Annotated in this window: 10 protein-coding genes; 4 read left to right on the forward strand and 6 right to left on the reverse strand. The window is 40.7% G+C overall.

What is annotated here, in order from left to right; translation table 11 throughout:
* Window positions 1-48 precede the first annotated feature (48 nt).
* From J5A55_RS07010 to gltX, 4 genes are all read right to left on the reverse strand, one after another.
* Window positions 49-2223 (reverse strand): TonB-dependent receptor, encoded by a 2175-nt coding sequence (locus J5A55_RS07010; RefSeq protein ID WP_004383933.1) that lies wholly within the window; start codon window positions 2221-2223, stop codon window positions 49-51.
* 417 nt (window positions 2224-2640) lie between these two features.
* Window positions 2641-3729 carry a tryptophan--tRNA ligase gene (trpS, locus tag J5A55_RS07015; RefSeq protein WP_004383935.1) on the reverse strand — a complete coding sequence of 363 codons (1089 nt, stop codon included), beginning with the start codon at window positions 3727-3729 and terminating at the stop codon, window positions 2641-2643.
* A gap of 47 nt (window positions 3730-3776) precedes the next feature.
* The gene (locus J5A55_RS07020; RefSeq protein WP_004383936.1) at window positions 3777-4268 is read right to left on the reverse strand and encodes a hypothetical protein; all 492 of its coding nucleotides are present in this window, start codon (window positions 4266-4268) and stop codon (window positions 3777-3779) included.
* A 17-nt stretch (window positions 4269-4285) separates the two neighbouring features.
* Window positions 4286-5803, reverse strand: a complete 1518-nt coding sequence (gene gltX / locus J5A55_RS07025; RefSeq protein ID WP_004383937.1) for a glutamate--tRNA ligase — start codon at window positions 5801-5803, stop codon at window positions 4286-4288.
* Window positions 5804-5911: 108 nt separating this feature from the next.
* Between gltX and J5A55_RS07030 the strand changes: the two genes are divergently transcribed.
* From J5A55_RS07030 to J5A55_RS07045, 4 genes are all read left to right on the forward strand, one after another.
* Entirely contained in the window at window positions 5912-7963 is a 2052-nt protein-coding gene (locus tag J5A55_RS07030; protein ID WP_018911375.1) for an HD family phosphohydrolase, read from the forward strand.
* Window positions 7964-8613: 650 nt separating this feature from the next.
* Window positions 8614-10308 carry a hypothetical protein gene (locus J5A55_RS07035; protein WP_004383941.1) on the forward strand — a complete coding sequence of 565 codons (1695 nt, stop codon included), beginning with the start codon at window positions 8614-8616 and terminating at the stop codon, window positions 10306-10308.
* Between the two features lie 182 nt (window positions 10309-10490).
* Window positions 10491-10697, forward strand: coding sequence for a hypothetical protein (locus J5A55_RS07040; RefSeq protein WP_004383942.1), 207 nt, complete (start codon window positions 10491-10493; stop codon window positions 10695-10697).
* A 12-nt stretch (window positions 10698-10709) separates the two neighbouring features.
* A complete protein-coding gene (locus J5A55_RS07045; RefSeq protein ID WP_004383943.1) occupies window positions 10710-11243 on the forward strand; it encodes a hypothetical protein in 534 nt (177 codons plus the stop codon).
* Between the two features lie 32 nt (window positions 11244-11275).
* Here the strand turns inward: J5A55_RS07045 and priA are convergent, their stop codons facing one another.
* Both priA and J5A55_RS07055 read right to left on the reverse strand, forming a co-directional pair.
* Complete coding sequence (gene priA, locus J5A55_RS07050) at window positions 11276-13585, reverse strand: replication restart helicase PriA (RefSeq protein WP_004383944.1); 2310 nt, start codon at window positions 13583-13585, stop codon at window positions 11276-11278.
* Between the two features lie 205 nt (window positions 13586-13790).
* The gene (locus J5A55_RS07055) at window positions 13791-14426 is read right to left on the reverse strand and encodes a porin family protein (protein ID WP_004383945.1); all 636 of its coding nucleotides are present in this window, start codon (window positions 14424-14426) and stop codon (window positions 13791-13793) included.
* Window positions 14427-14472: the final 46 nt, after the last annotated feature.

A 14472-nucleotide genomic window follows, 5' to 3' on the forward strand; every position in this document is an offset into this window, starting at 1 on the left:
TATGTTCAAGAGCTTCAGAAAACTTACTCCTCCAGGCTTTCTATTATTTTATTTGAATAGATATCTAACCTTAAGCCCTATGTATCTGCCAGGCAAGGGACGATTAAATTCAGATACAACACGCCGATCTGTTAAGTTCTTCACCTTGAACGTCAATGTCCATTGGTCATTCTTAAAGCTATGTTCAATAGCTGCATCCATTGTCAAAGCAGATGGAATCTTCTTATCTTGATATCTACTTACCTCGAAATCATAGAAATACTTATGCACGTATGAGGCATCAAAGAGCAGGCGTGTGTTCTGTTCTTTACCACCAAAGAGGTTCTCTTTATGAAGTTCAGCACCAAAGTTTGCCAATAGATAAGGTACATTTGGAATACGCTTGTTATACGTTGGGTTCTCAACCGCTGTACCTGGTGTTAGCTTTCGCACATCACGAAGATCTTGATAGGTTGCATTGGCATAAAGATAAAGTAGTGGACAAACATCTCCTTTTGCATCAAGTTCTATTCCTCTCGTACGCACACTACCGAAGTTACGATAACGTGCCATGGTAGGAATCATATCTGGGGTAAACCTTATCATATCCTTTAATTGATTGTAAAAAACATTCAATTCTATCTCTACCAACCCACCTCTTTGCTGCAAATGACGATAGAGCATACCCACATTCACACCAGAAGTACGCTCTGGCTTCAATGCAGGTGATGCCAAAATAGAATATCCGTTACCAATGAGTTCTTCACTGGTTGGAATTCTAACCTCTGAATTAAACGAGGCTTTCAACATCAAGTCATTCGTAAACTTATAGCGCATCGCATCACTGAAACCTACGTATGACTTGGACACCTTGACGGGTTCTGGAGAGCTCACAGAATATACGTCAATACTACGGGAGCGTGAAGAGAAAAGGAAGTTCTTGAATGTAAAAGCATTTTGGAATTTCCCATTAAAGAGCGTCAAATCGTATGACCAACCTATGGTAAGCGTCTTCATCTTACTTGGGAAGTTTGAGCGGAACCCCAAGGCTTTATCCATTAGGGAATCAGAAGGATGTAATGAGTTTTGATCAAAATAGATATTCAAATTGAGTCCATGGTGCTCATCAATGGTATAGCCCATATTTAACTTTGAAGTCAACTCATTAGATCGATTCTTTCCATCAGATGGGAAATTATTCTGCTCACCACCAAACGGAGAGACTGGAGGCAACTTGTTCCCATCCCAATCATAACGATTCATAGCCTTATCACGCAATCCATACTTGCCGATAACGTACCCTATTTCAAAATCGAAGTCGAGTCCATCTACAAAAAAGTTCTTACGTTTCAGCGTCAAAGCCGTTACTCCACTGATAGAATGGTTATACGCCTCACGCACATCAAGGTCTATACCTTGTATCTCTTGCCGTGTCTTGAGGAAGATAAGCTCCCACTTCATCTCATCAAACCACCATTTAGTAGCTTTGAGGGACATGCCAGCCATGATCTTATTGAACTGGTCGTGATCTCTCTTCACCTCTCTTCCATCAAGGTTAGCCAATTTCATCTTGTAATCGTTCTTTGCAAATGAAAAAGCACCGCCTATTCCAAACTGCAATCCACTCTTACGATCAGTCCGCTTAAACACCGTTGAGACTTGATGTGTATTGAAAGAACCCACTTCATAGGTAAAGTCAAAATAGACAGGAGGATATTCCTTGGTCACAACATTCACTGCTCCTCCTAATGCCGAGCCACCGAATTTGTAAGGGACAATACCTTTGTATACTTCTATACGCTCTATCATATTCGTTGGAATATCATTCAATGCGACGAAGTTACTCAATTGAGACATCGGCGTTTCATCAACATACATACCCATGCGTTTGCCTTCCAAGCCTCGAAGTGAGATACGTGAAGCACTGCCCAAACCACCAGTATTACGAATCGTAACACCAACCGTACGAGCAAGAACATCATTGATATTAGATGCTGTACCCTGTAATTGTCGCTGTCCAATGACAGATACAGGCATTGCTGACTCCTTCAACTTTCGAATTTCACTGCGTGCTGTCACAGTAACTTCCTTCATCTCTAAGGTTGTATCACGCTTAACAACGTCCTGCGCATAGCATGTAAGCAGGCTAAGACTCGAAAGCAATATTAAACAAAATGCTTTCTTATACAATAAATAAACATTAGAAGCTACTTCTCCTATAGGTTTCTTTCTCTGTCTCTCCATGTGGATTATAGATAAAGAACTTAATTGGAAACATTGATTTAAGTCCTTACTGTTAAAATAAAATGTTATCAAATAACGTTGCAAAGATAGAGAATAACAAAATATAAGACAATACCTAAAAGTAAGTAAATAGGTTGACAAAGGGATAGTTAAACAAGTTGACAAGCTGAAGGAGAGAATATCTCAAAATAAAGAGAGGCTTACCTTCATTTCAAAAGAGCATCCCTTCAATATGAGAAAAGCCTTTCTTCATATCAAGGAAACGCCTTATTCAAATAGAGGTAGCAGTCTACTCATATACTATAAACTAAATTTCTGTTACATAAAAAGGAACGTATTAAAGGATAAACACACCTTTAATACGTTCCTTTCTTTAATTATATTGCTCTCGAAAGAGAACTATATCTTTCTTATTCTTTACTTCTTCCTGAACTTCTCAGCCTGACTCTGAATCAAAGCAGTGTCTTCGAAGTAATTGATCTGCATAGCTGCACGAACTTCATCCATCGTCTTTGCAGCTACTTCACGAGCCTCAACAGATCCTTTCTTCAAGATGTTATAGATCTCTGGAATGTCTTGCTCGTATTCATGGCGACGAGCACGAATAGGGTCAAGTATCTTATTGAGCACATTATTCAAGAGCTTCTTACACTTCATATCACCGATACCACCAGCTGTATAAGCAGCTTTCAGTTCGTCAAGATTCTGGAACTCTGGCCAGAACTCCGCAAAATCTTCATCGGTTGAGAAAGCATCCAGGTAGGTAAACACAGCGTTACCCTCAACATGACCGGGGTCGGAAACATTCAAGTGAGTTGGGTCGGTGTACATTGTCTTCACCTTCTTCCATACCGTATCAGCATCATCTGACAGGTAGATACAATTACCCAAGCTCTTACTCATCTTCTCTTTTCCATCCGTTCCAGGCAAGCGACGAGCCGTTGCATTCTCCGGTAACATGATGTTTGGTTCGACTAATACGGGTGCATAAAGCTGATTGAAACGACGTACAATCTCGCGTGTCACCTCAATCATTGGCTCTTGATCTTCACCCGCAGGAACGGTAGTTGCCTTGAAAGCTGCTATATCGGCTGCCTGTGAAACAGGGTACGCAAAGAAGCCCATTGGGATGTTTGCTTCAAAGTTACGCATCTTGATTTCAGTCTTCACAGTAGGGTTACGCTGCACACGACTTACACTGATAAGATTCATAAAGAACGTTGTCAATTCAGCCAATTCTGGTATCTGACTCTGAATATAGAGCGTACATTTCTCCGGACTAAGCCCTGCAGAAAGATAATCCAAAGCCACTTCAATGATGTTCTGGCGAATCTTCTCTGGGTTATCAGCATTATCCGTCAAGGCTTGTACATCAGCCATGAATACAAACATTCTATCGTAGTCGCCAAGGTTCTGTAGCTCCACACGACGGCGAAGTGAACCCACATAGTGACCAAGATGCAACTTACCAGTTGGGCGGTCACCCGTTAAAATAATCTTTCCCATGTATCTTTATTTCTTATTTACGTTATTAATAGGAAGTCTGCATAATCCTATTGCCGATGCTCCTCTTCGACAGCTGCAGTATCAGCTTGCTGTTTCTCTTCCTTTGGCGCAGGGGTTGCTTCTTCCTCTGGCTCCTCTGGTTCTGGTGCTGTGACAACTGTATCAACAACAGGAGGAGCAGTGTTCTGGACTGGCGCTTCATAAGGAATCGTATCAACAGACAGGCTATCCGATGCAACTGCCGCTGGTGGTGTTGGACGGAAAGCAACATAAGCACCAATTCCTATCGCCAAAACGAGCAAACCAATCAATATACCCCATAAGATGGCATGATTGTTCTTTGTGTTTGTTTGAGCCGTTTGTGGAACTTGTGCATTCACTTGATTCTGTGGTTGATACTGCTGTCCTGCACTAATAAGAGGTAATGTTACCTCCATCGTTCCATGACAATGAGGGCACTGACATTCGATTGTCTGCCCCTCATTAGCTTCCACTATAAATTGTGTACCACAATTATCACATGTTATCTGATACTTCATCTATTCGATTTCTATCATTAACCAAGTACTTCTATAGCCTTGCGCATACGTTTCAAGGTTTCCGCTTTGCCAAGGAAAGCAGAGATATCAAACATACCAGGCCCCTTACCAATGCCAACCAATGTCAATCGGAAAGCATTCATTATATCGCCAAGCTTATAGCCTTTATCCTCTACCCATTTCATCACAACAGGTTCCTGACCTTCGATAGAGAAGTCGTCTATACCTTCAAGTACCTCTGCCAATTCAGTCATCTGCTGTGCAGAATATTCCTTCCAACGCTTCTTAACCGTCTTCTCATCATAACTTGTTGGAGCGATAAAGAAGAAAGAACAAAGTTCCCAAAGCTCTTTCACGAAACTAACACGATCCTTCATCATGTGAACAACCTGTCTTACTTGTTCCATCGTAGCTTCAACACCATTATTAGCAACGATAGGGGCAAAGAGTTCTGCTATCTCGTCATCGCTTTTACGAAGGATATACTCGTGATTGAACCACATTCCCTTCTGATAATCAAACTTAGCTCCGCTCTTTGAACATTTCGTTATATCGAATGCTTTTACTAACTCATCAAGAGAGAAGAGTTCCTGTTCGGTTCCTGGATTCCAACCTAACAATGCTAAGAAGTTAACCACTGCCTCTGGGAAATATCCACTCTCACGATAACCTGAGCTAACCTCTCCTGTCTTAGGATCATGCCACTCTAATGGGAACACAGGAAAGCCTAAACGATCACCATCACGCTTACTTAACTTGCCCTTTCCTTCTGGTTTCAATAACAATGGAAGGTGTGCGAAACGTGGCATACTATCTTCCCAACCAAAGGCACGATAGAGCAATACATGCAAAGGAGCACTTGGCAACCACTCTTCACCACGGATCACATGAGAGATTTCCATTAAGTGGTCATCAACGATGTTAGCAAGGTGGTAAGTAGGCAACTCATCTGCGCTCTTATACAAGACCTTATCATCAAGGATATCACTCTTAATGCAGACATCACCACGAATCATATCATTGACATGAATCTCCTCACCCGGCTCTATCTTAAAGCGAACAACATACTGTTGACCATCGTCTATCAAGCTATCAACCTCTTCTTTCGACATGGTCAAAGAGTTGCGCATCTGAAGACGAGTATGTGCGTCGTATTGGAAGTTCTGAATCTCCTTGCGCTTAGCATCTAATTCCTCTGGAGTATCAAAGGCAATGTATGCTTTGCCAGCCTCTAACAACTGATTAACATACTTCTTATAGATTTCACGACGCTCACTCTGTCGATAAGGACCATGCTCACCTCCAAAGCTAACGCCCTCATCAAACTCTATTCCTAACCATTTAAACGAATCAAGGATATATTCTTCTGCTCCTGGAACAAAGCGATTAGAGTCTGTATCCTCTATACGGAAGATAAGTTTACCGCCATGCTGACGTGCGAAAAGATAATTATACAATGCTGTACGTACACCACCAATATGCAATGCGCCCGTTGGACTAGGTGCAAAACGTACTCTTACATTTCTCTCTGCCATTGTCTTAAATATTATTTTTCCTGCAAAATTAATGCTTTTTTTTGAGTATACGCCATATTTTTAGTATTTTCGCAAGTGCTTAGAAGTTAATAGAAAGTATATAGAAATATGATAAGATTCAGAAACATCAAAAGCCACTATTGGCGTAATATGGCTTCAAGAACGGCTTTGGTCATTGTTGCTGTAGTAATGATAGTGCTTTTCCTACCACGAACAAGGGGGAAACTCTTCCATTATGATGAGGGGAAACCATGGATGTATGGACAATTAATTGCCAAATTCGACTTTCCTATCTTCAAGACCGATGAGGCATTGAAGGCGGAACGTGACTCGATGATGAAGCATTTCCAGCCGTATTATAACGTTAATCCGTCTATCGAAGCAAAGAAGATCGAACAATTCAAGACTGCTTACAAGAATGGTATTCCAGGCTTACCGCAATCGTATGTAGAAATCATTGCCCAACATTTGCATGATATTTATGAGGCTGGTGTGATTGACCCACAGCAATATTCCAAACTCGTGAAAGATAGCGATAATGTGATCCGCGTGGTCACTGGTAAGCAAGCTGTAAGTGTTCCAATCAATAAGACCTTCTCAACGCTCGGGGCGTATGAGCATCTCTTTGTGAATCCTACTTTAGGTTCAAAGCGTGCTATCTTACAACAATGTAATCTAAACGAATACATTGAACCAAACCTTATTTATGATAAAGATCGCAGTGAGACAGAGATGAATGATATGCTCAGTCTCATTCCACAAGCATCAGGAATGGTATTGGAAGGACAGAGAATCATCGACCGAGGTGATATCGTTGATGCAAAGACTTACCGTGTGCTCAATTCATTCGAGCAGGCTATGGAGAAGCGTAACGCATCCGAAGCAGAGATTACATCAACCATCATCGGACAAAGTATCTATGTATTAATCCTCATCGGATTATTCACCCTTTACCTCGCTCTCTTCCGCAAAGATTATTTCGACAAGCCGCGTTCCATATCGCTACTTTATGTGATGATAGTCATCTTCCCTATCCTCACTTCGCTAATGATGGAGCATAACATCCTAAGTGTTTACATTCTTCCTTTCTCCATGGCACCGATCTTCTTCCGAGTATTTATGGATTCCCGAACGGCTTTTATAGCTCATGTGACGATGATTCTTATCTGTGCGGTCGCCGTGAAATACCAATACGAATTTATCATCGTACAATTAGTTGCAGGTTTGATTGCCATTTATTCTCTAAGAGAATTATCCAAGCGTAGTCAGATATTCCTTACTGCTCTATTGGTTACAATCGGTTCAGCTGCTATGTATTTAGCTTTACAACTCATCCAAGCCGACGACCTTTCAAAGCTCGATCAGACCATGTATTATCACTTCGGAGTCAATGCTTTCTTCTTGCTCTTTACCTATCCTCTGATGTTGGTAATCGAGAAAACTTTCGGCTTTGTATCAACGGTTACAATGTTCGAGCTATCCAATACAAACAATGAACTTCTAAGACGACTAAGTGAGGTTGCTCCGGGTACTTTCCAACATTCTATCACGGTAGGTAACTTAGCGACCGAGATTGCAAACCGAATTGGTGCTAAGAGCCAACTGGTTCGTACAGGAGCTTTATACCATGACATCGGTAAAATGCTCAATCCTGCGTTCTTTACAGAGAATCAAGCGGGCATCAATCCGCATGATAAGTTGACCGACTTAGAGAGTGCGCGTATTATTATCAGTCACGTAACGGAGGGATTAAAGCTCGCAGAGAAGTATAATCTACCACGCGAAATAAAAGAGTTTATTACCACGCATCATGGCACAGGACTTGCAAAATATTTCTACATACATTATAAGAATGAGCATCCTGACGAGGAAGTGAACGAAGACCTCTTCCGTTATCCAGGTCCGAACCCATTCACCCGAGAACAAGCTATCTTGATGATGAGCGATACTGTTGAGGCGGCGTCACGATCTCTAAAGGAATACACAGAAGACAGTATCAGCGAACTTGTAAACAAACTTATTGACGGACAAGTAGCTGATGGTAACTTCACGGATTGTCCTATCACTTTCCGTGACATCTCCGCCGCGAAAGCCGTACTCATAGAACGCCTCAAGGCAATGTATCACACGCGTATTCAATATCCAACACTAAAAGCATAGACAACGCTATTTTAAAATTGTAATAGAATATTATCAATTTAGCTATCTGTATTTGCGTTATTTTCAAAAGCTACCCTACTTTGGTTCAAATAGCCAAATTATGGTAGCTTTTTACATATAAGTAATAACTCATTGAAATACAAGTTATTACACGAAACGTACTATCCTTATAATAAGAAAGAACTCACTTATTTTGTAAAAATATGGTACTTTTCAGCTAAAATGAGGCTCTTCTTCATCAAAATCAATGCTACTTTTTATTGAAAACAATAGTACTTTTCACCAAAAACGATAGTACTTTTTACTAAAAACGATAGTACTTTTTTAGAAAAAGGTACTATCGTGCAGTTTAAATCGATTATTCTTTCGCTAGAATAAGATATTTTAGAAACAAAAAATGTAATATCTTTTCTCGTTTATTCTATGTTCCTTTAAGTAAAAATCATGGGACTTTATCCATAAATCGACAGCTATTTTGTAATCGAACCTACCTTCTTTTGCCCAACATGTTCTCTACTTTTCGCACTTAAAGAACTATTGCACAAATCGAAACAAAGTGAGAAAAAGAGAGGAAAGATTTGGAGTTTTAGAACAATATATATAACTTTGCAACCAAATTTATAGGTTTTTAATATACAAAAGAACAACCAATGAAGCATTCTAAGATGATTATTGCTGCCACAATGTTAGCAATGGCAACAACATCACAAGCCGGAGGTTTACTCACAAATACCAATCAAAGCATTGCTTTCAACCGTAATTTTGCACGTGTCGGTGCGATTGGTATTGATGGAGTTTACTTTAATCCAGCTGGAGTAGTATTCCTGAGCAATGGTTTCCATCTATCTCTTAACGTTCAGAATGTGTACCAAACACGTGAAATTACATCGTCTTTTTCGGTTCCTGCATTCGAACAAGTGCCGGCATTGCAGCCTTTTGCACAACCTTTCAAGCTCAATGGAGGAAAAGAAGATGGCAGTAAGTTCTATAAAGGCAAGGCATCTGTGCCCATCCTCCCATCGTTCCAGATTGCTTATAATAAGGATAAATGGAGTTTCCAAGTAGGTTTCGGCTTGACCGGTGGTGGTGGAAAGGCAACTTTCAATGAGGGACTTCCTTCTTTTGAACGACAAGTTTCGCTGCTTCCTGCATTAATCAATCAAAACCTCCCTACTTTCGCTGCTCTTCTTGGTCAGCAAGAGTCTCCTGCAACAGCATATAGCATGCAGAGCTATATGAGCGGACAGCAATACGATTTCGGTTTGCAACTCGGTGCAGCCTATAAGATCAATGATCATCTTGCTGTTTATGGTGGTGCACGATTCAACTATATCTATAATAAGTACGAGGGAAATCTTACGAACATCTCAGCAAATGTTGGTGGAAATAATCAGAACTTATACAATTACTTCGACTCTAAAGTAAAAGCACTTAACGATAAGGCTACATCGTTACAAGCGCAAGCTGCAGCTGCTAGGACGCAAGCCGCAGCTTTACAGGCACAAGCTAATGCAACGACAGATCCAACAGCAAAAGCACAACTATTGGCTGCAGCAAATCAATATGCTGCGGGTGCCGAGAAAGCGAGTAACGGAGCGAAGTTAGTGAGTGCAGGAGCCGACAAACTCAGTAGCAGTAAGGAACTCGTAAAGGATCGTTATGTAAAGGTGAGCCAACGTGGTTGGGGTATTACTCCTATCCTCGGCATTGATTATCACAATGGAAAATGGAATCTTGCAGCTCGCTATGAGTTCACAACAAAGTTCAATGTTGAGACAAAGGCTAATCCAGATGATACGCACAGTTATGAAGATGGCGTAACAACTCCTAACGATATTCCCGGTATTCTTGCTCTCGGCGCACAATATGAAGTATTGAAAAACCTGCGCGTTATGGCTGGTTACAACTATTACTTCGATAAAGATGCACGAATGGCAAATAACAAACAGAAACTCCTTGCGCACAATACACAGGAATTCCTTGCTGGTGTTGAATGGGATATTACTCCTGCTGTGACGGTTAGTGCTGGCGGACAACGCACAAAGTATGGACTCGGTGATGGTAAGTATCTTACCGATCTCAGCTTCGTTACGAGCAGTTACAGCTTCGGCTTTGGTGCAAAGATTAAAGTTGCTAAGAATGCACACCTCAACGTTGCTTATTTCTTTACGAACTATTCTAACTTTAAGAAAGAATACAACGATGCAATTACTGTCGGTAAAGATCAAGTTACACAACCTGATGGTACAATCGTGACACAGCCTAAGACAATCGCAACAAAGAATACAGACATCTTCACCCGAACAAACAAAGTTTTAGGTGTCGGGCTTGATATTGATTTCTAAAAACAATCACTCACAACCAAGTTAATCTAACCACAAGGCGGAGATAATTGAATGACTTCAACTTATCTCCGCCTTATTTTTTTCTTCACATCAATTCCTTAAGATCCGAAAAGACATCCTTTTAAACACTTGCAAATATCAAGTAATATTCATATATTTGCAGCAGAAAATATGTTTCTATTATGGATACAAACAAAAGAATACAGATTCTAAGAGCTAAACGCAGAGTCTATCAAGCTCGGAAGACGGAAGAATACCAACAACGAGTAGCCTCTTGTCTTTCCAAAGAAGAGAAGGAAATCCTCTTCAGTGGGGATGGTTTTGTACGTGTCCCAGACGAAGAAGCAAAACGAGAGAAGATTGATGCATATCCTTACCTCATACAATAAAGCAAAAAGAACATGGGTATACAGCATTATTCTTATCGCTTTGTAAAGAAAGTCATAGAGCCTTGGGATGGACCTCAAGGCTTTTTGCTTTATAAATACTTGTATTCATTCAAGTCACCCAAATCACATCAAACTTATTGGGTATGGATAGAAGTTTATCGGCATCATTTCTATGCTGTTAAATTCCATCTAAAGGCTCACAGGGATAGTGAAAAGAAGTATAATGTTATGACTGGACTGAATGAACCGAGGGAATGTATCTATACCTGCATGGCTATCATGAAGGAAATAGCAGATAAAGATTCTTGTGCTTCTTTTGGTTTTATTGGAGCTAATAGAATAGATGAACAAGAGAAGAATACAAGTAGGTTCCGTGTTTACAGAAGATATACACTTACGCTATTTGGACATAACGAATACGAACATCTATTCAATATTGAGAAAAGTGCTTATTTATTGGTAAACAAAAAGGAGATGGAGAAGAATCCTCAGCTTATCACAGACATTGTTAATGGTTTTAAGGAGCTGTATCCCTATTTCGATTAAGTAATCCTTTCTAGGCAAACAACCATATCACCTTACAACGGATCAACATCATAATACACCTGCAAAGCACCATAACGCTTATCTTTCATCATAGCTTCTAATGCTCCACGAAGATACTGGCGGACACGAGGATAATCAATACCATTCTCTAATTTCAGTACTATCTTTCGAATACTTAATGTCTTCACTCGTGCTACCGCAGGCTTATCAGGACCAAGAACACGAGCCCCGAAGATATCACGCAACCTACTTCCAAGTTCTACCCCAGCCGTATTAACAATGTTCTCATCCCTATGCTTTAAGTAAACATACACCAGATGATAGAACGGGGGATAATGAAATTCGCATCGCTCGTCCAATAGTTCCTTAAAGAATGTCGGGTAATCATTATGAACGACATACTGGATAACGGGTAAATCAGGAGTCTTGGTTTGAAGTATCACCTCTCCCCTCTTTCCCATTCTACCGGCTCTACCACTCACCTGACTCATCATCATGAAGGCTTGCTCATAAGCTCTAAAGTCAGGATAGTTCAACATTGAGTCAGCATTTAGTATGCCTACAACAGAGACTTTCCCAAAATCTAATCCCTTAGTAACCATTTGCGTACCAATCAGAAGATTGTTCTTGCCCGTCGAGAAGTCATTAATCAATCGCTCATAAGCATTGCGCGTATGGGTTGTATCTAAGTCCATTCGTGCAATACGAGCCTCTGGAAAGATGGAACGAATCTCATCCTCTATCTTCTCCGTACCATAACCACGTCCTCGAATATCCTTACTTTCACAACAAGGGCATACCTCGGGCACCTTCATTGTATATCCGCAATAATGGCAACTTAGATAGTTCATACTCTTATGATAGGTCAGTGATATATCGCAATTAGGACATTTCGGTACCCAACCACATTGTCTACATTCTATCATAGGTGCGAAGCCACGCCTATTCTGGAATAAGATTGCTTGTTCCCCACGCTCTAAAGCACCACGCACAGCCGCTAACAAGCGAGGAGAAAAAGGACCTGACACCATCTTCCGACGATAGAGATCTTTCATATCCACCACTTCGATTGATGGTAAGTGAATATCTTTATAACGACGGCTTAGCTCCACAAGTCCATACTTGCCTTGTTTTGCATTATAATATGATTCCATTGAGGGAGTTGCTGTACCCAACAATGTCTTCGCACCAGCATACATTTGTGCCAATACGATGGCTGCAGAGCGAGCATGATAGCGTGGTGCAGGATCTTGCTGCTTAAAACTTTGCTCATGCTCTTCGTCTATTATGACAAGACCAAGTCGATGAAAAGGAAGAAAGACGGCACTTCTCGCACCAAGGATAACATCGTATGGATTGGAGGAAAGCTGTTTCTTCCATATTTCCACACGTTCGGCATCGCTATACTTACTATGATATATACCCAACCGATTGCCAAACACGGCTTTTAATCGTTCTGTTATCTGCACAGTAAGGGCTATTTCTGGAAGAAGATAGAGCACTTGCTTATGCTCATTGATGGCTTTCTGGATCAAATGGATATATATTTCCGTCTTACCCGAAGAGGTTACTCCATGTAACAAAGTCACAGGATGCCCCATCATCTGCACCAAGATATGATTGTAAGCCTCGGTTTGTGCCTCGTTCAAAGGCTTTATCTTCTCTGGATGAGGAGCAATATTATGATTAAGACGTCCCACTTCCTTCTCATAAGTAACCAGTATCATCTTTTCTTGAAGCGATCGAATGACAGCTATTGACGCATGAGACTCATTCATAAGTTCCTCTCTTGTAACCTCACGAAGCTCTGTTTCTGGCAAAATATGCTCTATATTATCAACCCCCGTCAGTCTAAGATAAGTCATAAGAACATCCAACTGCTTTGCTGCTCTCTTCATAGAACTGATTAAAAGGGTGAGCGTTTGTTCGTCACGATACTTATCTGCCAAACGAATAAACAATTCCGTGCGAGGTCGGAAACCATCTTCAGCCTTCAAACCAGAAGGAAGGGCAGCTTTATAAACGTCTCCAATGGGCGACATATAATAGTCGGCTATCCATTTCCAAAGCCTTAACTGCTGCGGAAGGAGTATCGGGGTATCATCCAACACATCAGCAATGTTCTTATATACAATCTTCTTCTTACCTTGCTGTGCTACCTCTTTTGCAGGCTTAGGAACATCAACAGGATATTCAGCAACTATACCCACATAAGTCTTACTCTTACCTAATGGCACAGTAACACGTACACCCACTTGTATCTGGGGAGCCAACCCTTCAGATACTGCATATGTAAAATAACCTTCTAAAGGAAGAGGCAAAATGATATTGGCGTAGGTCATTGATAATTCTTTATTAATACCTTCTTAGGAAAGTATTGGTTTGTTTACAAAGTTACAAAGAAAGATAGATATATACAATAATGAGCCTTATCTATCAGAAACAACACCGATTTCATCCCATACCAAAGACACACTTCTATATAAGATAAAGCTCCATTTCATCGAAAGGAAATGGAGCTTTATGTCATATATATCGATTATCTGCCTAGAAGAAATAAGCTACACCCACCTGCCAAGAGTTGTTGCGACTACTCTTCTTATTAAGTCCTAATGCGGAACCAACAGCATTTGGTCCCGTTTTCCAAGTTACATCGGCAGTCTTACCACATGCAATATTATAGTTGGCAGTCAATTGTAAATGCTTTAAAGCCGTAACACCGAAACCGAGATTAATACTGAAATTACTCTTTTTAAGTGCATAGTTGCTGCATTCTGTCCAACGGAAGTCTTTGTCACCAACGTTAAAAGCAACTTGAGGACCACCAAACAGAAGGATACTGGCAGTACTTCCTAACCCGATAGAATAGCGTACATTCACAGGAACAGATACTTGTTGCTGCTTGATGGTCTTATTAACGTTATCATAATCGAGCTTTGCTGAACGATAGTCATAGAGTACCGAGGCATCCATTCCCAAACCAACAATAGGCAAAGTGAACTTTACCGTTGGACCAAAGAACCATCCAGCTTGGTTCGACTTATTGAAGACACTACTATTAAACTTCATGTCAGTTACGTTCAAACCTGCTTTCAAACCAAATTGCAGAGGCTCACCTGCATGGGAAGGAACAGAAAATAGCAGTGCTAAAGCTACTATTGCTGATAAAAAAACATTCTTCATAACCTATCGTTTTAAAGGTGAAAACATTCGGAAGAGGTGTATGAAT

Origin of the sequence: Prevotella veroralis (assembly GCF_018127765.1) — a bacterium.
GTDB lineage: Bacteria > Bacteroidota > Bacteroidia > Bacteroidales > Bacteroidaceae > Prevotella > Prevotella veroralis.